This window comes from Butyricimonas sp. RTP31003st1_G1_RTP31003_210430 (genome assembly GCF_040920905.1).
In the GTDB taxonomy this organism is placed as follows: domain Bacteria; phylum Bacteroidota; class Bacteroidia; order Bacteroidales; family Marinifilaceae; genus Butyricimonas; species Butyricimonas paravirosa.
Window position 1 is genome coordinate 63,467 of the sequence record NZ_JBCOSQ010000009.1, and the last position, 22,449, is coordinate 85,915.

16 protein-coding genes are annotated in these 22,449 nt (G+C 42.9%); 5 read left to right on the plus strand and 11 right to left on the minus strand.

What is annotated here, in order from left to right:
* Window positions 1-11 precede the first annotated feature (11 nt).
* From AB5542_RS04485 to AB5542_RS04535, 11 genes are all read right to left on the minus strand, one after another.
* Window positions 12-1,460 carry a RagB/SusD family nutrient uptake outer membrane protein gene (locus AB5542_RS04485; protein WP_368243000.1) on the minus strand — a complete coding sequence of 483 codons (1,449 nt, stop codon included), beginning with the start codon at window positions 1,458-1,460 and terminating at the stop codon, window positions 12-14.
* 10 nt (window positions 1,461-1,470) lie between these two features.
* Window positions 1,471-4,815, minus strand: a complete 3,345-nt coding sequence (locus AB5542_RS04490) for a SusC/RagA family TonB-linked outer membrane protein (protein WP_288215162.1) — start codon at window positions 4,813-4,815, stop codon at window positions 1,471-1,473.
* Between the two features lie 163 nt (window positions 4,816-4,978).
* Window positions 4,979-6,142 (minus strand): FecR family protein, encoded by a 1,164-nt coding sequence (locus AB5542_RS04495; protein WP_118303722.1) that lies wholly within the window; start codon window positions 6,140-6,142, stop codon window positions 4,979-4,981.
* Between the two features lie 57 nt (window positions 6,143-6,199).
* Window positions 6,200-6,778, minus strand: coding sequence for an RNA polymerase sigma-70 factor (locus tag AB5542_RS04500; protein WP_279036891.1), 579 nt, complete (start codon window positions 6,776-6,778; stop codon window positions 6,200-6,202).
* 326 nt (window positions 6,779-7,104) lie between these two features.
* Complete coding sequence (locus AB5542_RS04505) at window positions 7,105-9,105, minus strand: TlpA family protein disulfide reductase (protein WP_279036888.1); 2,001 nt, start codon at window positions 9,103-9,105, stop codon at window positions 7,105-7,107.
* A gap of 20 nt (window positions 9,106-9,125) precedes the next feature.
* Window positions 9,126-10,658 (minus strand): PKD-like family lipoprotein, encoded by a 1,533-nt coding sequence (locus tag AB5542_RS04510; RefSeq protein WP_279036886.1) that lies wholly within the window; start codon window positions 10,656-10,658, stop codon window positions 9,126-9,128.
* Between the two features lie 12 nt (window positions 10,659-10,670).
* On the minus strand, window positions 10,671-11,444 hold the full coding sequence (locus AB5542_RS04515) for a DUF4843 domain-containing protein (protein ID WP_279036883.1): 774 nt from the start codon (window positions 11,442-11,444) through the stop codon (window positions 10,671-10,673).
* A 17-nt stretch (window positions 11,445-11,461) separates the two neighbouring features.
* Window positions 11,462-12,907, minus strand: a complete 1,446-nt coding sequence (locus AB5542_RS04520; protein ID WP_279036881.1) for a RagB/SusD family nutrient uptake outer membrane protein — start codon at window positions 12,905-12,907, stop codon at window positions 11,462-11,464.
* A 19-nt stretch (window positions 12,908-12,926) separates the two neighbouring features.
* Window positions 12,927-16,241: a SusC/RagA family TonB-linked outer membrane protein gene (locus AB5542_RS04525; RefSeq protein WP_368243001.1), complete on the minus strand. Its 3,315-nt coding sequence runs from the start codon at window positions 16,239-16,241 to the stop codon at window positions 12,927-12,929.
* A 542-nt stretch (window positions 16,242-16,783) separates the two neighbouring features.
* Window positions 16,784-17,950, minus strand: a complete 1,167-nt coding sequence (locus AB5542_RS04530) for a FecR family protein (RefSeq protein WP_279036876.1) — start codon at window positions 17,948-17,950, stop codon at window positions 16,784-16,786.
* A 218-nt stretch (window positions 17,951-18,168) separates the two neighbouring features.
* Window positions 18,169-18,720 (minus strand): RNA polymerase sigma-70 factor, encoded by a 552-nt coding sequence (locus AB5542_RS04535; RefSeq protein ID WP_279036874.1) that lies wholly within the window; start codon window positions 18,718-18,720, stop codon window positions 18,169-18,171.
* A gap of 251 nt (window positions 18,721-18,971) precedes the next feature.
* Between AB5542_RS04535 and AB5542_RS04540 the strand changes: the two genes are divergently transcribed.
* From AB5542_RS04540 to groES, 5 genes are all read left to right on the plus strand, one after another.
* The gene (locus tag AB5542_RS04540; protein ID WP_279036870.1) at window positions 18,972-20,204 is read left to right on the plus strand and encodes a sigma-54 interaction domain-containing protein; all 1,233 of its coding nucleotides are present in this window, start codon (window positions 18,972-18,974) and stop codon (window positions 20,202-20,204) included.
* 85 nt (window positions 20,205-20,289) lie between these two features.
* Window positions 20,290-20,808 (plus strand): LptE family protein, encoded by a 519-nt coding sequence (locus tag AB5542_RS04545; RefSeq protein ID WP_118303712.1) that lies wholly within the window; start codon window positions 20,290-20,292, stop codon window positions 20,806-20,808.
* Window positions 20,809-20,811: 3 nt separating this feature from the next.
* On the plus strand, window positions 20,812-21,522 hold the full coding sequence (locus AB5542_RS04550; RefSeq protein WP_279036867.1) for a hypothetical protein: 711 nt from the start codon (window positions 20,812-20,814) through the stop codon (window positions 21,520-21,522).
* 2 nt (window positions 21,523-21,524) lie between these two features.
* Window positions 21,525-21,902 carry a preprotein translocase subunit SecG gene (gene secG / locus AB5542_RS04555; protein ID WP_087421340.1) on the plus strand — a complete coding sequence of 126 codons (378 nt, stop codon included), beginning with the start codon at window positions 21,525-21,527 and terminating at the stop codon, window positions 21,900-21,902.
* 147 nt (window positions 21,903-22,049) lie between these two features.
* Window positions 22,050-22,319 carry a co-chaperone GroES gene (gene groES / locus AB5542_RS04560; RefSeq protein ID WP_027201973.1) on the plus strand — a complete coding sequence of 90 codons (270 nt, stop codon included), beginning with the start codon at window positions 22,050-22,052 and terminating at the stop codon, window positions 22,317-22,319.
* Window positions 22,320-22,449: the final 130 nt, after the last annotated feature.

Sequence of the window (22,449 nt, forward strand, 5' to 3'; positions counted from 1 at the left end):
CATTCATATTTTTAATTTCTATAATCAGTTTCACTATCAGGCAAAGGAAATTTATATTTTGCCTCATTCATCATAACATCTCCACTGTCATCGCCTGCCGGAATAGTAGAAGCATTCAATCGTTTATAATAATAAAACAACTGCCCTTCACCAAAAAACTCTTTCATATACTCTTCTTTCAACACCTGTTGAATATCGATTATTTCCGTATCCTCAAAAGCAATCAATCCCCTATTTCTCCGAATTTGATTCAAACAAGCCCGTGCTTCAGCCTCATCGCTTGTCGTTTCCGCAACAATATAAAACATTTCACTAATACGGATCATCGGGACTAAATAGGAATAGAATGGATCTGTTTCCTCTGTTGCCTCATATTTATGAAAACAACGGAAACTATATTTCCCATTATCCGGTTTAATCCAAAACGGGGTAAACCGCCAGTCACTCGTATTCTCAGACAAAAAGATATTCAACAAACTTGTATTAGTTGGAGCCAAAATCCCGTTATCTAACTCCGGAGTAAAATAATCCGTAAAAATATCTCCCCGCTGTCTGTTTTCCAGCCCAAATAATACTTCTGTTGAAAATACCCTGTCTTTCTTTTTATTACTACTTTCCATAATTGCATTATAGGACACAAACGGATACCACTTTGGTTGTATTTCAACAAGCTTTCTTGCCATAATTAACGCATCCTCATTACGTCCGGCATACAGATACACCCGTGCCATCAGGGCTTGAACGGCATAATAATTCAATCGGTAAGTCCGTAAACGCAAGTCATTATTTCCATCCGAAGCCGTCGTATTTCTCGGCCCTTCCGTTATCACCGGATCATTAACCAACAACTCTTCCGCTTTTTTCAGATCATCTAATATATTATCAATCACCTCTGATGCCGGGAGAATATTTGATCCTTGATAAGAAAACTTCTTATTATAACAGATGGAAAGCCCCTCGGGATTCGTTTTATAAACAGGACCAAATAATCGTAACAAATCAAAATGCAACATGGCTCTCAAAGCCAATGCCTCTCCATAAATAAGATTATAATTATCACCCGTAAATACATCTTTACGCAAATCGGCATTCTCCATCAACTTATTACAATTCATGATCAAAGAATACATCTTCTGCCATAAAGCATCGATGCTTGCTTTTACATCATCATCACTATAATTATAGGCAATCCATTCTTTGTATGTACCAATAGACGAAAGATTGTAACGTTGAGCTAATATCTCAACCATTCTAAACATCAAATCCCCTCCATATAAAGTTTTTTGATTTAACTCCACGTACACCCCTGTTAAGGACTGTTTAAATCCTTCTTCAGTTTCATATAGCTGATCTTCCAAAACCCGGTCTATCGGTTTCAAATCCAACCAGCTCTCGCACCCGCACAACATTACCATAAGTAATGCGACACTTACGTTTTTTATTGATTTCAATACTTGCATATTAGATCATTTAAAAAGTTACAGAAAGAGACATTGACATCGTACGGGCAAACGGGTAGTCAATACCACGTTCTTCCTTCACGCTGGAAACCCGGAAAATATCATTCATATTCGCTTGCAAACGAATTGCAGACACCCCGAATTTTGCCAGCCCTTTCGGATTAAAATCGTATCCTGCAGAAATAGATTCCCCGCTCAACACATCTTCACGCTGAACAAAACGAGACGAAATTTTCGTGGTCTCCGTCAATGAAATTCCTTTAAATTGAGCGCGATCCCCGGCTTTTTGCCACCGATCATATAACGCTCGTTTATCTTGATTGTATTTTAATGAACTCTCCGATATATTCTCCACTTTCGTGTACATAGCATTATTAAATACATCAGCTCCTAATTTATAACGGAAATAGAACGAGAAGGAAAAGCCTTTATAATACAAGGTACTTCCCAAGACTCCTTCCAACTTGGGTTGACTATTTCCCACGATAACCTCATCCTTTACATCATATTCAAAAGTATAAGTCCCATCCTTCTTCATAAATACCTCCCGCCCTGTAGAGGGATCAATTCCCAAAGAGCGAACAGCCCACAACGAATTCGGATCACCGCCATCATAGTAACGCGTCAAACTGGTATTCTTATCTCGATAAGACCCGTCTCCACTTACATCACCCTCCTCTCGATTCGCCTCATTCAACTTTTCCAAACTATTACCTATATTTTCATAACGAGCTTTCTGCCATCTGAAATTGACACTTAACGTCCAATTGATCCTTTCTGACGGGCGATATATAGGTGAATACTTCACCGTCCCGTTGATCCCTTTTGTAAGCTGACTTCCCATATTCGTACCCACAGACGTGATCCCCACAGAAGAAGGAACAGTAATATAAACCAACAAAGGATCAGTATCTTTGACAAAGTAATCCATATTAAAATTCAAGCGATTACCCAACAATGCAATATCCACTCCTATATTTTTATCCAGCGTCTTCTGCCATTTCAAATTAGGATTACCTATTGCATCTATAAGAACGCTTGTTCCAAAAGAGCTTTGCATCCATGTATTGAATGAATAACTCGTTATAGATTGATACGAACTAAAATTCTGGTTCCCAGGGTTTCCTATGGAAGCCCTGATCTTGAATAAATTCATCCATTTCGCATCACGTAAAAACGGTTCATTGTGTAAATTCCATGCCAAACCCACAGCCCATGTCTCCGTGTAACGTTTGTTACTACCAAAAGCGGAAGAACCATCTAAACGGAAATTCACATCTAACAAATAACGATTGTCGTAAGCATATCCCCCGTTAAAATAAACACTATGTGAACGACTTTCCGTTTCGGAATATGTTGGCTTACTTCCTTCCGTAAACCCATTTGAAAAAGGAGGCTTTGTGAAATTCCCATTAGGAAAACCTGAAACAGAATATCCCTCATTCGTTGACAAACTGGAACGGAGATTTGTTCCGATCACGGCATTTATCTGGTGAACCTCTTTCAATAAAGCACCATAAGTTAGAGTTAAATCGCCATCATAATAGAATTCACTCACCGTTGTTGATGTATAACGTCCCTTTTTATCTTGCGCGTAATTATCAAACGACGAATGTTGAGGGGAAACAAATTTCTCCGTCTTTTTCGCTCCCTTCCCTATTCCCAAACGTCCCCGAAGATACAAGGTAGGCATAATCCTCCATTCCAGATTCAAATTATTCCTAAAACTAAACTGATCTTCCTCGTCTAAATTATTCAAACTGGCATTCCAAAGCGGATTACCCACAGAATAAGTTGTATTCGTATTAGGGATCACAAAATAATCCAAGTAACGTTCGATCTTCCCATTCTCCCCCGTTTTCCGATAATAAGGATTCGCTCTTGAAAATTCTGAAAATGGAACAGTAGGATTCTCTGCTTTGTTATAATCCAAAGAAAATTTATTGGCAAAAGAAATTTTACCTTTCCGGTAACTCAAATCGAAATTTCCCCCGATAACATTACGTCTGGACTGTTTCATTACACCGGAAATATTATTATAATTTATTCCCAAACCATAGCGAACAGCATCGTCACCGCCCTCAGCATACAAATTATGTTTGTGACTAAAACCAACTCTTAACGGTTCATGCAACCAATACGTATTCACCCCACGAGCAACCTCTGCACGACGACTATTGTACAGACTATCTAACACTTGCTGCGTCATTCTTGACCCGGAACTTCCCGAGGAAGAAGCCGTATAATACCCGGCCAATTTCTCGAATTCCAACTTCTCTTCCGCATTCATCAAATTATAATCGGAAAGATCCGGCATCGAGACACTAAAATCACCGACATACGAAATTTTAAATTTACCTTGTTCCGGTTTTTTGGTCTCTATCACAACAACCCCATTGGCAGCTTTTGACCCATAAATTGCGGTAGATGCGGCATCCTTCAAAATAGTCACTGACTCAACCCGTTCCATATTCAAGTCTGTTATTACTTGTAATGTCGTCTCAAATCCATCTAGAATAAACAAAGGTTGATTAGGATCCGTTCCAAATTGTTCCTTTAACCCGATCACACTCGTTTTACCCCGGATCTCAATATCCGGCAAGCGGTTCGGGTCCGAACCGAATTGATTATTTTCCATAATTGCAAAAGAAGGGTCCAAAGTTCTCAAACTCTGGATTAAGTTTTGAGAACCAACCATCTTCAATTCCTCTTTCTTAAATGTAGCTGTTGACCCGGTAAAGCTCTCTTTTTTTCTCTGGTAAATACCCGTAACCACCACTTCATCCATCTCCGTTATATCTTCGTGCATCACGATAGATAGCGGTTTCGTGTCATTACTCTTCACTCTTACCTCTTGTTGCTTGTAACCTATAAACGAGAACACAAGCACAAGACTGTCTTGCTTTAGCAACTCAAAGTTAAACCTACCATCAAAATCCGTAACAGACCCGATCTGTGTACCTTTCAACAGGATAGTCACTCCCGGTAAAGACTCTCCTTTTTCATCCTTAACCGTTCCAGATACTTTAATTTTTGTTACTTCTTTCTTTTCCGGTTCTTCTGGTCGAATAATAATCAATGTCCCGTCAAATTCAAACATCATTCCCGTATTCACCAGCACTTTACGCAAAACACTTTCCACGGTCTCGTTCACGGCCCGCACCGAGATGGCTCCTAATTTTTCTGTTTGTTCCGTGTTGAAAACGAACGACAAATTAGTTTGCTTTTGAATTTCACTAAACAACACCTTAAACGAAACCTTCTGCAAATCCAGATTTACCCGTTCCTGTTGGGCTAAAGTTGAGGCCGACAAACCCAACGTGAAACACAACAGTAATGAAATACATAATCTCATCCTCAATAAGATTTTTCGTTTTCTATGTCCATCTAAAGACAGACATAATCGTTTTTTTTCCATATATTTGCAATATTAAAGATTATTATTAGCGACAGTATGTTTTCCTAGGACTCCTGTCGCTTACGGTTACAACGGGGGATGTACCACCATCCTCCGTTTTTTATTCTGTTACAATTATTGTTTTCTCTTTAATCGTAAAATGTACACCCACCATTTTACTAATCGCATTCAAAATAGTCTCTATATTCTCATACTTTTCCATGTGTCCAGTGAAATGATACGTCTTTACCCTTTCATTACTATAAAATATATCCACATCATACCAACGGGATAAACGATTCAAGATACCTTCCAAACCCTCATCTTCAAATACAAAAAAACCCTCTTTCCAAGCCGTATAAGTCTTCACGTCCACGTCCCGAATCCCTTTGAATTCACCGTTATCTCCAAATTCGGCTAATTGAAAAGGTTTCATAATATACTCTTGCACCGAACCCCTTCCCCAAATCCCGACCTTACCCGACACCAAGGTTGTTTGAGTTCCCCCTATTCCATTCGTGTTCACGTTAAACTCGGTCCCGTACACTTTTACCCGAACGGCATCCGTTACCACGTAGAAAGGCCTGTTCATATCTTTCATCACCTCGAAATAAGCCTCCCCCGACAAATATACTTCCCGTCTCTTACTATCAAACTGCACCGGGTACTTCAATTTAGAGGCGGCATTTAGGTACACCCGCGTCCCGTCCGATAAAGTTATCGTGTACTCTCCGCCTCGGGGAGTCTTCAACGTATTATACTGCAATGTAGTCGTTTCTTTTTTCGTATCTTGATAAACAATACCTTTCTGTCCATTTTTCACAACAAAATTTTCTTGTACGCGAATATCCTCCTCTGCAGAAGGTAACAAGGTAATTGCCTTTCCTTGGGCCGTAATCAAAGTCGCTTTGTATCCTCCCGGAACAATTCCCGTTTTATGCATGGTCATCTGGGATTGTTCTTCCATATGCTCCTGTTGCAACCAGTAAATACCTAACAATAACGGCACGACTATAACCGCAGCATATTTCAAAACCTGCCAAACACGGAATTTCCCGCGCTTGGAACGAATATATTTCATGTAACTTTTTAACTCATGTTCCACTCTCTCTTCGGAAGGAATTGGCCCACTCGTCAAATTCCAAGCTTTCTTCAATTGATTAAAATAAACCTCGTTCTCCGGATCCGTTTCCATCCATCGAGCCAAAGCCTGAATTTCGTCCGGTGTTGCTATCCCGTCCAAAACTTTTAAAATCAATTCGTCTTTATCAGATTTTTGCATCATATCTTTATCCGTTATATCCTTATAACGACTAAAGACAAATTTACCCCTAGAGATTTTTCAAAAATTTTGAATAAAAATAAAGCACAACAACCATCCCAACTCTTTCCGTAAACGGACAAAAGCTGTAGTCATTTGTGCTTCAACAGTTTTCATGGATATATTTAATTGTTCGGCAATCTGTTTATTGGAAAGTCCATCCACTTTGCTCAACACGAATATCTCCCGGCATCGTTCCGGCAACTTATTTATAGCATCCTGTATCGCTCCCTTCAAATCCTCATCCAGCAAAGCTTGCTCTGCCTCGGGAGTCTCCACGACTTTCGAAAAATAAAAATCTAATAATTCCTGATTGATATAATTACTTTCCACCTTTTGATGCTTGATTGCATCCATACAAGCATTATAAACAGACTTATAAAGATAAGGGCGCACTTGAAGTTCCTCGTGCAATTCTCTGCGCCGTTCGTACAACCGACAAAAACACTCCTGCACCACATCATTCGCTGCCTCTACATCTTTCAAAATACGTCCAGCATAATTTAATAACGGACCATAATACATACGGAACACGTAAGCAAAAGCTACTTCTTTCCCTCTTTGGAGGTCAGCAATTAACTGTTCCGAATTATATTCCATATTTATACGACTCTCGTTTAATATTATCCAGATTCACTTCGTACAAATATACAACAATCCATGAAAAAAAGAACTTCCTAAAAAGTCCTTCCGATATTAATTTTAGATTTTAGATTCCAGACATACAGGGCCGGACACAACTACCCCCTCTAACTCCCCCTTACACAGGGGGAGAACACGCTACACTGAAACATTGAAGCGACTTTTTACATTTATCAACTCCCTCTAACCTCTCCCAAGCAACGAGAGGTGATCAACTCTCCCCTTGTGCAAGGGGGAGCCGGAGGGGGTAGTTGAGTTAGACCTTGTGCGGACTGAATCTAAAATTACCTGTTTTCTTCTTTCAACAAATAATCCACCAAAAAACTAATCTCGTTCGCCAACTCCAACGGGTTACCGAAATAACCGTTCGAACTCCAACGTAATTTACCCTTCTGGTCGATAATCATCTTGTGAGGAATCCCGTTAATCTTGTATTTATTATAATACAGGCCATTCCCTTTCCCGTCCGGGCTAACATCATACAATACCTCGAACGGGTAATTCTTCTCTTTTATAAACTTCGGCACCGTCGTCTTGAAATTCTTATCATTTTCGCATGTTGAAATAAAATAGAACGCCACGTCCGGATTCTCCGCATACCTCTCCACGGCCATTTTCATTCCCGGCATAGCTGCCTTACACGGCGAACACCACGTGGCCCAGAAATCAAGCACGATAACCTTCCCCTTCAGTTTAGACATATCGACCGTTTTCCCGTTCATATCCTCCAGCACGAAAGGCTCTATATCCTGATCAATAAGCGATGCCAGCAAATGCTGCTCAAACTCTGCAACATGATCTGCCGAACGCAACCCGTTAAGATAAACCTCGAAATCCCCCGACGGATTCTTCTTACGGAAATCCTTTTCAAGCGTGGCAATCATCTCAGGCGTAGCCGCATCATGCGCTATACTCGATTCCAAGAACGGGATTACCAACTGATCATAACCGTTAGCCGCGAGCAATTGTGCATATGTTTCATTAAAATCCGACACCTTCCCGCCAAAGAAATCCTTCACCGACTCCATCACTTCAAGCCCTTCGGCATAGGCACCCGTCTCGTAAAGCACTTTCCCGTGCGTGATCGCGTAACCGCGTGTATCCCATTTCACCTGTTCCCGCCATTGCCGGGGAGAAAAACGAGCCCTAGAATTATAATACCGATCTTCACCCCGTTCCGCCCGCTTTTGTATCTCGGCCCAAATCGCATCCGCGTGTGGACGCACCTGCTCGTATGTCACCATACCATGTTTTAATTGAAGTTGCACAACACGATAGTAATACTCGGCCAATGCCGAATACGGAACAAACGGGAGTAACTCATGCAATAACTTATAATCCTTCTTATTCACGATTCGGTCCTGCATGGACGACCAGAAAATACGCCCGTAAAAAGAACGGGATAAATCAGTCTGCGGTACCGGAAATTTCTCTTGTGGAAACCGTCGCAACATATCTTCCAATAATTGTAACTTTGCCTCCGGCTCCCGTTCCATATAGACCGCCCAAATTGCCTTATCCCTAGCCAATATACCATCAGGGAAACGTTCCAGAATCAAAGCCTCCACCTCTTTCGCCTTCTCTTCATTCTTCATCATGTCCTTGTATATCTCGGCTACCCGGATAAGTGACAACTCGGCAGGAGCCTCCAACCCTAAAATATACTCAATATCTTGCTCGAAAAGATGGTTCTGCTCTCCCGATCCGTTCTTATTCAAATTCTTGGCCGCGTAATAAGAGAGAGTTTCACGAGACTCCGGAAAAAAACGATATTCATACCCTACCCACATCTGCAACACGTTGTCATCTATCTGAGCGTCCTCTTTCGAAAAACCGGGAACGGCAAAATAATCGAAACTCTTGCTCCGTAAAAGTCCCCAATGAATGTAAGCCCCTTGTTGAGACTTGGCTTCTCCATCCACCAACTTGCTCACGAACACGCCATACTGGCCCATCAATGGACCGGAATCCCACTCACCATTATCACCATAAAACTTACAAGCCAACAACACGCATTTTTCAGGCACTTGATAAGTTGCAACCCACACGCTATCCCGCTTCACCATATTCAGATCATCCGCTCTCCAATCGTCGCCATCACAAAGGTATATAACCCCCGTTATAGTCTGGCTACCAGCCAAAGGCGTAAGCGCGCTATTATAAGATAAAGTCACCGGTTGTCCCGCCATTACAACTGAAGGTTCAAATTGGAATGGCCCTTGTTTTTCCTGTGCGTACGCGGTCAAACCGCATACACACAGAATTAATACCAATAATTTTTTCATGTCAATCTTAACAATTTATTCTACCACGTGTTAAAATGCGGTTTAATATTCATATCCGCCACCTTACCAAACCCTTCGAATGTATTTAGTGGCGTTTGACTTGTCAGCCTACCACTCGCCGGATTGAATCCGAACTCGTACACCTTTCCCTGCGTACCGTTCCATGTTGCAATATATAGCAACCTCTCGTTCACCGCACTCAGCAAAGTCGGTTTATATATCCGAATAGATGTAATCTCTTCGCCACTTGGAAATTCAGGACTGATCTTAATCGCCGTATTCGCCTCCCCGTAATCATACAAATAGACATTCCGGTCGGATGCATAGAGCAAAACTTCACCCAATGTCCCAATCTCAAAGAATTTTGCACTGGCAATCTCCGGGAGTGCCGACATATTCTTAATACCCAGCGGGACATTCGTTGCGTCGGAACGCACGTTAAAGTCCATCGAATAAAGCCAGTAATTAGGTTGCCCCGGATCCTTGAATATCGCGTAAGTAATATAATTATACCCCCTGCCCAAGAACAGAATCTCCTTGCCAATATGATTGATATCAAATATATTACCGGGATCTTGTTCCGGGAATGGAGCCAGACAGGCCGGGTAATTATTACGTCCCAAGAAACGCTGACCGGCCACATCGTAAACCACCATCGGGTAGAGATAGCTATACCCGTTAGGCAGAACATTCTCCTTCCACACTTTTACCTTTCCCTCAACCGCATCCGATATTGCAATCGGGGCCGGAATAGCGTAATCCCATTTCGGGCGGTCACTCATAATCTCGTGCATATCGCCATTCGCCATGAAGAACAAACGGGTATCACCGTTCACACCCAAACCGACCACGTTCACCTCTGCCGGCTTATCAATAAATAATTCGTCGGCATCATGCAAGAACTGGAACGTCTTGTCGTCTATCTGGAACAAGTCCTGATCAGAAGCCACATACATGGCATTAAAATTCCCGTAGTTCCGTCCCGCCACCCGGATCGTGGTCGGATTTCCCGGTAATTTACGCCCGTTAGCCTCCAGAATATTACGCAACCACTTCACCCGGTCCAGATCGGGAATAGAATTAGGCGTGGCAAGATAATCAAAGTCCGTCTCCCCGTTACTTCCATGCACGATAACAAACCCGTGATGAATATCCGTGGACACGATCAAATCAAACTCCATGCTCGACGTAACCCCTTTTCGACTATTATCCGTCACGTAAATCACCGCTTTGTAATCTCCCGGGACATGACTTACTGGTATATCCAACTTCTTATCCGTGGAAACCGGTTTCCACGTGGCAGTCTTACCCGGCTGGTAAATATACCACTCGTAGCTCAAATTACCCTCGGGAATCGGGTTCCTCGTGAAAGCAACGGTAGGATCAATCTGCAACTCCTCGTACTGCAACACCGTGTACGTCATTTTAAAACCGACAGTATCAATCACGATGTCATTTATTTCCTTATAATCATAATTACCCTTGTCGTCATAGCATCCTGTCAGAAAGAGAATGCCTGTCAGCAACGCGAGCAAATAATATTTGTATTTCATATCTCTCAGATTTTAAAATGAAATTTCAACCTTCTCCACGGCATTATCATCCATGTATATCGGTCCATGCTCGGCACGGTACTCGGCGTAAGCCGCCTGCAACTGGGCCTTGAACGTGTACATCTCGGACACGGTAAACTTCGTACCCTCTGAAGATTCCGGATCATATCTTGATTCTGTAGGGAAATCCGCGATCCCCAACGTGGACACGACAAAACTATATTTATTCACGCTATACTCACCGAAATACAACGTCGGCCAGTTCTGTGGTTCCATCAAGAAATCACCCACGTGAAGCGTGAAATATCCCTCTTCACTTCCCCCGTCACCCACGCCACCAAGTAAATCCTCCGTCGCGACAAGTCGTAACGTGATAGAAACAGCCTTTTCCTTCATGTCTGCCGTGCGATACAACGTGATCGGAAGTTGCGACCAGTATTCACCCGCTTTCATCACCCCCTCGCCAAGCCGGAAATGCGTGCCTTCAACTGCCGTGGAAAGTTCCTTAACCACCTCCGCCTTGAACTTGCGATCCCGGTCAACCACCGGCCCCATCAGACGCACATTAATCTTGGCTTCTATTTCCATTTGATCATAAGTCACGAGCGCGAACGAATAATTTTTCTCGTAAATCTGCATGACGATGCCCACTAAACTACTCCCTTCCTCATAGAAAAGGGCCCGACTACCACCTTCGAACTCCATCGGTTCGTTCTCCTCGCATCCTACCGCAAAAACGGACAACAAGAACACGAGAACCAGATATATCGTTTTTCTACATTTCATAATTCCTAATATTATAGTTATTCACCAAGACGTCCTTCCACTTCATCATCAGGCAACGGGAGAACGTAAGTATCAGCACTCACGCCTTCCGTGTAAAACCGGATCGTGAAACTGTTTATTCGCTTGTAATAGTAGAATAATTGTCCCTCCATCACAAATTCTTTAGCATACTCCTTGAAAATTTCCTCCTGTATCTGTTCCTTTGTCAAATTCGGATTCAAATTCAAATCTTCACCTAAATTACGTGCATTTCTAACCGTATTAAGATAACCGACGGCCCCTTCCGGATCGTTCTGATTCAACCGACATTCGGCAGCAATATAATATGCCTCGCTCATTCTCATGATAGGCACCTCTCCCGTGTACCCGTAATAATCGGCTGTATTATCCTGATACAACTTGATATGATACCGCGTACTCCCCCCGTCTAACGTCAGGTACTGGTACCTGTAATCATAGCTATAAGAGGCCTGATCCGTCTCGTAAACCGTTGTAAACTGCTCTTTCACCTTGGTATAGCCACCATCATCCCACGCCTCCATGATGGTCTGTAAATTAGCAATATCCAACGAAAATATCAATTCTTGAACAAACACGAGATTCCGTCCCGCGGGTGAAGGCGTAGTCACCGTACCTCCGGGAACCCAAGAAAAAACATCCTGCTTGATAATCGCATCCGCGGCCTTGAACGCCTCCCCGTAATCAGCCTTGTACAAATGGATACGCGCCTGTAACAATTTAACAGCGTAATAATTAAACTTGTGGTGACGCATACGCAAATAATCTGCGTAATCCACGGTTTCAGTTGTATATCCTCCGTTCTCGATCACCGGATCATTGACAAGCTCCTGCTCTGCAATCGTCAAATCACCCAAAGCTTTCGTGATCACCTCCGCGACAGTTGACAATTCGGTAATTTGATTATTAAACGTCTCTTCATAGGGAATCGCCTTTGTACTCGCCCCGGTTTTATACGATGGCCCGAACAGACGTACCAAATCGAAATGAAGGAAAGCCCGAAGAGCGTAGGCCTCTCCCCGAATCACATTATACTCAACCCCCGAAAACATGGTCCGATCAGCCTTATTGATATGCTCGATCAGACTATTCACGTTCGCAATCACATTATACATCTTACTCCATACCGGATCAATAACTTCTTTCGCTTGTTCCGTTGTATAATTATACTGCGAGAGATCATAATACCGTCCCGATGCAGAGAAAGGCGTGGTGTATTGTTTTCCAAGCACATCCACCATACCAAAGGAAAGTTCTTGGCCATAGATAGCCTGATCACTCATCAACAAATAAATTCCCGTGAGAGCATCCTTAAACCCCTGTGCCGTCTTGAAATTATCGTCCACCTTGACTTCCGTCTGCGGGCGCACGTCCAACCAGTTATCGCATGAAACCGTGAGTGTCAGCAATAGACCGGTAAATAATATTAATATCGTATGTCTCATTTTTCTATATCATTATAGGTTAGAAACTAGCTGAAAGCGAGAACGAAAATGTACGGGCAAAAGGATACTCGGTTCCCCGCTCTTGTTTAACCGTACTAATCCGGCCAATATCATTCATGTTAAATGATAACCGCAAACGATCAATCGGTGATCTCTTGACAAAGTTCAACTCACTGAAATCATATCCCACACTAATTGCCGAAAAAACGAATTCATCCAAATCCTCCACGAAACGAGTAGTCGGATAAGTATTTGACCTATTGATGATGTCCTTGTATTTGGCCGCCACACCGGGAGTATTCCATCTATCGTAAAGCACACGCTTATCCACGTTTACCGAGGCAACATCCACGTTTTCGATCTTATTGAGTAGCGTGGAATTATAAGTCTGCCCGCCATACTTGAACGTGAATGACAAATTCAGTGACAATCCCATGTATTCCATCGCGGCACCGATATTTCCCGTCAATTTAGCCTCGCTATCCCCGGCCACGATCTGATCGTTCGTATCCCAAGTATAGGAAAGAGAACCGTCTTTCTTCACGAAAACCTCCCGACCGTTAATAGGATCTATCCCGAGAGACTTTACCGCCCAAATCGCTGTCATACTTTGTCCTTCCGCAAACCGGACTACCGGTTTTCTATCGGATTTATAATCACCGACCTTTTCATCCTGCTCGTCATTTATTGAACGAAGAGCATCAGAAATTTTCACTAACTTGTTACTATTGTGCGCCACCCCGGCCGATATGCTCGCCGAAGCACGTTTTCTTTGGTTAGAATAAACCCGCATCTGGGCACTGATCTGGTACCCCGCATTTTCAACTTCTCCGAGATTCTCCTTGTAGGTACCGAAACCGGTTGAAGGAGCTAAATTCACGTCAGTCAACAAATTCGTGGTAACATTCGAATAATAGTCAAACCGCAACGACAACTTGTTGAACAACGTCAAATCGGCACCTAAATTACGGTCATACTGTTTCTGTCCCCGGAGTCCAGTGTTGGCAACTCCTAACAAATACACCCCCCGATCACCACCATTATAATTTTTATCGGTAAAATAACCGTATGTAGCGATAGCCATATAGGGATCGAAATTTTCCGAACCGGTATATCCCAGCGAACCTCTCACCTTAAACACGTTGATAAATGGTAGTGAGGCCATGAACTTCTCATGGTGAATATTCCATCCTAACCCAACAGACCAAAAATGTCCCCAACGATCGTCGGTTCCAAGTTGGGACGATGCGTTAGCCCGATATGTGAAATCAAACAGGTAGCGATTGTCATACGAATAGTTAACAGACCCCACCAAACCGATAGAACGGGTTTTCGTTTCACTTCCCGCGGGTTTCGTTCCCGAATACATATTTCCTGCCGTGATATAATCCGTGAACGGGGAAGGAAATCCTACCACAAGCACCGACATACTCTGATTGTTACTCGATTCCAGATTCCAAAGTGCGTTGGCATAAATCAAGTGTTTCCCCTTCTGCAAAGAATAGGACAACCCGACATCCGTGGACAAAGCCAACGACTCGGAATTTCCTTTCTCATACTCCCCGCGATTCACGTAATTATCCCCTCTCGGGTCATACGTGGAGCCTGCGAATTTCGTGTGATCGGCCGGGTAAAAACGATCCGTCGCGTTGAATGATTTCGTCAACCCGAAACGTCCCGTCACCCGCAAATTCTCCAAAATCGTCCACTCGGCATAAAAATTCTCCGTGATCGTCGTGTACGTCGTCTTGTCGATAACATCCAACTCCCCGTTGTACAGCGGGTTCGGTGTCCCGTAATAACCGGTTGACTGACTATAATAAGTCTTTATCAGGTGACCGTTTTCGTCACGTACCCTCAAATACGGGTTCATCGCCGCAAAAGCACTGAAAGAACCGTAAGGTGAGTTTTCTGCCCGGTTCGTGCTGATCGAAAGATTATTTCTGAAATTAAGATTATTATACCGGTAGGCCAACGTGATATTACCTGACAGCGTCTGCCTGTCAGATCCTTTCATAACACCCTTCACGTCATTATAACTGATATTCACGTCATAACGCATCTGTGAATCTCCCCCACTCAATCCGAGTGAATGTTTTTGTCCCACACCCGTACGCAACGGCTTTGAAAGCCAATAAGTGTTCACCCCGCGCTCCACCTCTTTCAAATACCCGTAATACTCCTCTAGCAATGCCGCCTGCTCCGTTCCCCCGCTTGCCACGTATTTATTAGCCCGCCATTCAGCCTCCAATTTCTCAGCTGCATTCGTCAAGTTATAACTGGTCAGGTCAGGAGCCGTGATATCCAAACTCCCCGTGTAAGATACATACAAATTTCCGGACTTGGGTAATATCGTCTCTATAACCACCACGCCATTGGCCGCCTTGGCTCCATAAATCGCTTTAGCCGCTGCATCTTTTAACAACGTGATACTACTCACGCAATTCATATCCAAATCGTACACCGTTTCAAGCGTTGTCTCGAAACCATCAAGAATAAAAAGCGGTTGGTTCGGATTACCCGTGTATTCTCCCTTCATATCGGGAATTGTCGTGCGCCCCCGCATCGTGATTTCGGGTAGCTGGTTCGGGTCACTACCGAATTCCAAGTTATCCGTCACGATAAAAGAAGGATCCAGATTCTTCAGGCTGGCAATCAAGTTCTGGTTACCCACCTTCTTCAAATCATTCCCCTTGAACGTGACCGCCGACCCCGTGAAACTTTCTTCCTTCCGGGTAAACATACCGGTGATCACCACCTCGTCCATCGTCTGCAATTCTTCTTCCATCACGACAGACAACGGCCTCCGGTTATCCCGAACCGCGATCTCTTGGGTTTTATAGCCGACGAAAGAGAAAATCAACACGACACTATCCTGTTTGGGTAGGTCAAAATTAAACTCCCCTTTCCCGTTTGTCACGAACCCCATCGTCGTTCCTTTCAACCGGATCGTCACTCCGGGCATCATCTCTCCTTTCGTATCCTTGACAGTGCCCCTCACCGTCATTCGCACGACAGAGTCTCTCGCTGTCACGGGATTCGGTTGTATCACGATCGTGTTATCCACAAGGCGATAAGTCAGCCCGGAACCCTTCAAACAAGCGTCCAGTACATCCTTGATATCTACATTCGTGTACTGCAAATTCAGGTTTCGGATTTGCGCCACCTGATGATCCCTATACAAAAATGTAAAATCCGTCGAATGTTCCAAAATCTTCACCACGTCCTCGAACGACGCATTTTGTAAATGCACCGTTACCCGGGTCTCTTGACTATACACGCTGGCTGATAATTGGAACGTCGACACGAACAAAATTAAGGCTAAAAATCTCATAATTAAGCACGTTTTCCGCAACCTTTCTTCCCAAGAAAGATCATGCATTCGTTTTTTTTTCATACATTTGTAACGTTTAATAAAACAATTCCGGTACTACCGGGGTTCAAAAGACGGGATACGGCCAATATCCTGTCTTTTTTATTTTACTCTTATAAACCACTTCCTTATCTCTCTACATCTTCATGACACTTCAGAAAGAAAAAGGAGGTATATCAAATCACACTTTTTTTAGAAACAATCACCTTGAAAATTAAAACATTCATACCTACACCGTCAGTTCAATACAGATCTTATTGACTCTCAACCCTATTCAAGTAAACCATCACATCATTTCTATCGTTTTTATACCGGATCACTTTCGTATAAAGCGCTATTAAAACGCTATTAAATCCCTAATAAAACGCTATATTAAATAGCGTTTTAATAGTATATTAATAGCTTTATAAAAAAACTATATCAGGAAGTGAACAGGTAGTATTCATCTAATCTATATGTTATGATTATTAAAGATCGTAGTATATCCCTGACGCAACCCAACGTTATCTCTCTCGAATATAAATGTTATTTCCCTTTACCGCAAATTCCGTGTTCCCCGTCATCTCTAACATTTCCACTACCTTGGAAAAATCCTCGTAACGTTTCATTTTTCCGGTGAACGTTACCTCTTTCTGCGAAGGACTTTCCCAGATAATATTCACGTCATACCAACGGGCAACCACTCGCATAATCTCCTCCAGACGTTGCTGCTTAAAAGCAAAAACACCTTCTCTCCACGCTGTATACAAGTAAGGGTCGACCTTTTGGGATTTTACCCGACCGGATTTATCCAGCACGGCCTGTTCTCCCGGCACTAACACAACTGACTCATTCCCAGCTGCAAACAGGACACTTCCCTCAACCAACGTGGTTAACACCTCATCTTCATCCCGGTAAGCCCGCACATCAAAACTCGTACCCAACACTTTCACGACCGACCCGTTCACTTCCACGCTAAATGGATGTTCACTGTCCTCGATCACATCAAAGTAAGCTTCACCGGTTAAATACACTTTCCGCTCCGGCCCCACGAAACTCACGGGATAACGAAGTGCAGACTCAGAATTCAAGTACACCTTCGTCCCATCACACAAAATGATCGAATACTCTCCCCCGCGAGGTACCCGTAACGTGTTATAACGCTCTTCCCGAACGAACGAATCCACTTGGTAACTCAGGCCCCGGTTTTGCACGACAATATTTGCCCCCCGCTGAATAACTAACGAATCAGATCCTCCCACACCCAAAAATCTCGTCGTTCCATCCTCGAGAATCAACTCGGCCTTTGCTTCTCCATGCCGGATAATACCAGCCACCTCTTCCGGGATCGATCCGGCCCCCTCTTCTCCACTAAGCCACAAGGCGATGATGAATAACGGGAATAGTATCCCTGCCGCAATAGCTGTCACCCGACGAATCCATCGCACCCGAACGCTACGTTTCTGTTTCCTGAGTACTTTCAAATACCCCTCCACAATATTCACTCGGGCTACTTCCTCGCTTTTCTGTGCTATATATTCAGCACTCATCATGCTCTTATAGAGCCGATCGTTCTCCTGACAATTCTCCCGCCACGTTTTCAATTGTTCCTCTTCCTGTTCGGAAAGAGTTCCCAATAAGGCTTTTGATAAAAGAGTCGGGATACTGTTATAATTTTTAATACTTTTCATATCTCTCGTTTATATAGACATGACTCTTCAAAAAGAAAAAGGAGGTATCATTCAACGAAAAAAAATCCATTCTTCTCCATACCAACGCTTACATCGGTCCCATCAACATCATGATAACCATTCGTTACCCCTCCGTTCCTAGTAACAAGTACATAACGAAACAGATGTAAGATTAACCATTGATTAACAACGTCCTTAGTCAAACAAGAAGAAAGGGGTTATACCATCGTGAAAAAAAGAGTAAATAAATTCCCGAGTTTCTCTTTAAGCAACCGTCGGGCCACCTGCTTTTGCTTTTTCACCGTTTCCACGGCAATACCTAACTCTTCGGCAATTTCCTTGGCCGAATAACCTTGGATCGCCCTGGAAAATACGTTACGACTTCCGGGAGGCAAATCCTCTAGGGCATTCATGACAATACGAAAGGTTTCATTCTTGATATACTCGTTGATTTCGGTTTCATCGAATTCCTCGGTAAAAGATTTAGTGACACGTTGGCGAACTTTCTCCGCACGTAGATGACTAAAACATTTATAACGCACCATCTGATACAAATAGGCAGACAAGTTATCAACCGCTCCCAATTTTTCCCGGGTTTCCCATATCTTCACGAAGACATCCTGCACAATATCTTCTGCCACATCTTGGTTGTCAAGATATTTCATGGCAAAAGAGACCAGCACAGAATAATAGTCTACAAAAAGGACCTGAAAGACCTTTTCATCACCTAGCATCAAGCTATGCACATCTTTAGGAGTTTCACCCATCATTCAAATTCAATTACTTCACAAATATAACGAATTAATTTTACAATATGAAAATACACCGAACCACAAACCCAAACGCTTTTAAAGATAAATTTCTCGCCATTTCCACGGGAATTCTTTACAATTTTATTTTCACGGTTATGCTATTTTGTCAGCTAAAACTGCTAAATTTGCAGATGAGTATTGAGGATTGGATTCTTTTTCACGTTCCATGCCAGACATCAAGGATAAAGAATTCATAAATTGTAAATCACATGGAGGACATCAGAACGATTAAACAACGTTTCGAAATTATCGGGAACGACATCAAGCTAAACCGGGCAATAGAAAAAGCTGTACAAGTGGCACCCACGGATTTTACCGTGCTTATCACGGGGGAGAGTGGCGTGGGGAAAGAGATTTTCCCCCGGATTATCCACAGTTTCAGCACCCGTAAACATGCACAGTACATCGCGGTTAACTGCGGGGGGATTCCGGAAGGAACCATTGATTCCGAATTATTCGGCCACGAGAAAGGTTCATTCACGGGGGCGCTTTCCGATCGGAAAGGTTACTTCGAGGTCAGTGACGGGGGAACGATTTTTCTGGATGAAGTAGGAGAATTACCTTTGTCCACGCAGGCGAAATTGTTACGCGTACTTGAGGCCGGAGAGTTTATCCGGGTCGGATCATCGAAAGTGCAAAAAACGAACGTGCGAGTAATTGCCGCCACGAACGTGGACCTACCAGCGGCTGTCAAGAACGGGAAGTTCAGGGAAGACCTTTACTACCGGATCAACACGATCCCGATCTCGATCCCCGCACTACGGGACCGGAAAGAAGATATATCCCTCCTGTTTCGAAAATTCGCGGCTGACTTCGCCGAAAAATACCGTATGCCTCCCATCCGACTGACCGAGGATGCCGTGCAAATACTCGAAAACTACCGGTGGCCGGGAAACGTGCGGGAATTGAAAAACATCACGGAACAAATTTCCATTCTCGAACAGGAAAGGACGGTCGATGCCTTGAGATTAAAAGAGTATCTCCCGGCACAAAATAATACGCTCCCGGCATTAACATCTAACCCGGAAAGCGATCATAGTTTCGCCACGGAACGGGAAATCCTGTACAAAATACTTTTTGACATGAAAAAGGACATGAACGATTTGAAACACCTCGTGTACGACATCATGCAAAAAGAACACACGATAAAACCCGAATCGGAACCTTCCACCTCCATCGTTCTCCGGAACTTGTATGAAACTCCGCAATCGGAATTCCTTGGACAAGCCCCGCAAAAGACGATCTCCGTGGAGAAGAACAATCATATCGAGGATACAGAAGCTGTCGTGGAAGAATCCCTCTCACTGGAAGAGAAAGAAAAAGAAATGATCGTGAAAGCCTTGGAAAAAAACCACGGCAAACGAAAACTGGCCGCGCAGGATCTTGGAATATCAGAGAGGACGCTATACCGGAAATTAAAAGAGTATGATATTGAAATTTGAAAACACGAAGAGACGAATTTCTGCAAATTAAAATTATCTTTGTCTGGTACAAACAGAACTGCGTGCATATCAAGATAAAATACACATGATCAAGAAAATTATACCTATATTATTGCTGGCTTTTGCCTTTAACGGGTGTAAATTAACATCCGTCAAGTACTCGTTTTCGGGCGTGTCGTTACAACATGGAGAGAAAACATTTTCGGTAGACTATTTCTCGAATAAAACCGCTTTTGCCCCGAACTTGGGAGCGGATTTCACGGAAGCGCTGAAAAGCTATTTACGCTCGCGGACGAACCTGACCGAATTGACAGATAATGACGGGGATATTCGTTTCGAGGGACAGATCACCGGATTCACACAAACCCCAGTAGACATCACCGCCGATGAAATCGCCGCCAAGAACCGGTTGACAATCACGATCCGGGTGAAATACACAAACACGAAAGACGAATCGGGGAAATCGGATTTCGACACATCATTCTCGCATTATGAAGATTACGGGATTGACGAGAATTACGAGTCCATCGAACCGGATTTGATAACGAAAATCACAGAGAAAATTATCGAAGATATTTATAACAAGGCCTTAACAAACTGGTAAACGTTGAAACCGGAAGAATTAATTGATATTATACGTTCGGGACGAAAAGAGGGTGAGGACATCCGGAGTATGGAGTTTCTCATAGAACAATTCCCTTATTTCGCCACGGCACGAACCGTGTACTTGAAAATGTTACACGATTCGGGTCACTCGGCCTATCCCGAAAAATTAAAGCATAATACGATTTACATTCCCAATCACAAACAGTTTTATCGTTTTCTGAACAATTTATTATCGGATTGGAACGAGATCGGGAATCCGGTGTTCAAGCCGGAACCTGTTGCAATCGAGTTGCTGGAAGACAAGGAAGAGGAGAAGAAAGTCATTCCCGCAACCACGTTCTACCAACTTGAAAACGAGTTCCCGGAGGAGGAATTCCTACCGATAGATGCCATCGCAAATGAATGGTTGTCACGTAAAAAACAAAAAGAGGAACGAAAAGATTCCCTTATTGATAAATTTATCCAAGAAGAGCCCTCCATGCCCAAGATCACGGAGGAAAACCCGGGTATGCCAGTCGTCACGGAACCTGTCACGGGAGAGAAACCCGAATTTTTCTCGGAAACCCTGGCAAAAATATACGTCCGCCAGCAACTATATGACAAGGCCATTGCAACTTATCTAAAATTAAGTTTGAAATATCCGGAAAAAAGTGTTTACTTCGCGGTTCAGATTGAAAAAATAAAAGAGAAAATTAATAATAATAAGAACTAATTATGTACATAGCTGTTTCTATTTTGATCTTTATTGTTTGCGCTCTACTTATATTGATCGTATTGGTGCAAAACTCAAAAGGCGGTGGTTTATCTTCTTCCTTTGCTTCTTCAAACCAAATCATGGGTGTAAGAAAGACAACCGATTTCTTGGAAAAAGCGACATGGACATTAGCTGGGGCGATGCTTGTTTTATGTATTGTATCCGCGATGGTACTCCCCAGAGGTGAACAAGCCGGGAAAAAATCTGCTATTCAAGAGCAAATTAATACTGCCGCTCCGGGAACACAGGCAATCCCTGATTTCGGAACGATGAACAATAACAACACGACCACTACAACAGGTGAAGAGAATAACACGACTTCACAAGAACAAGAATAACGATTCACGGAATCGACACGAGAAAATGTCAGTATGTCAGTCATACTGACATTTTTTTGTTTGGCACGAATTATGCTCTTCTCCAAACGTAATTTTCAATTAAAAAGAAAGAATTAATTAATAATAAACTTTTAAATATTAAGAATTATGGCACTTAAGACAGTTCTTAACAAAATCATTGTAGAGCCGGTAGAGGCAGAAACTAAAACCGCATCAGGTATCATCATCCCTGATTCAGCAAAAGAAAAACCACAAAAAGGAATCGTGGTAGCAACCGGAAAAGGCAAACACGACGAGCCGATGGAAATCAAAGTGGGAGATGCCGTTTTATTCGGTAAATATTCAGGCACAGAAGTCAATATCGACGACAAAAAGTATCTGGTGATGAATCAATCAGACATTCTAGTGGTTCTTTAATAATTGATTCAGTGATTGACGATTGATGATTTAGTGATTAAAGAAAGGATAAAAACCATGAAAGTGAATCACTTAATCGAAAATCATAAATCACGAAATTTATAAGATTTAAAATCTAAAATTAGAAACG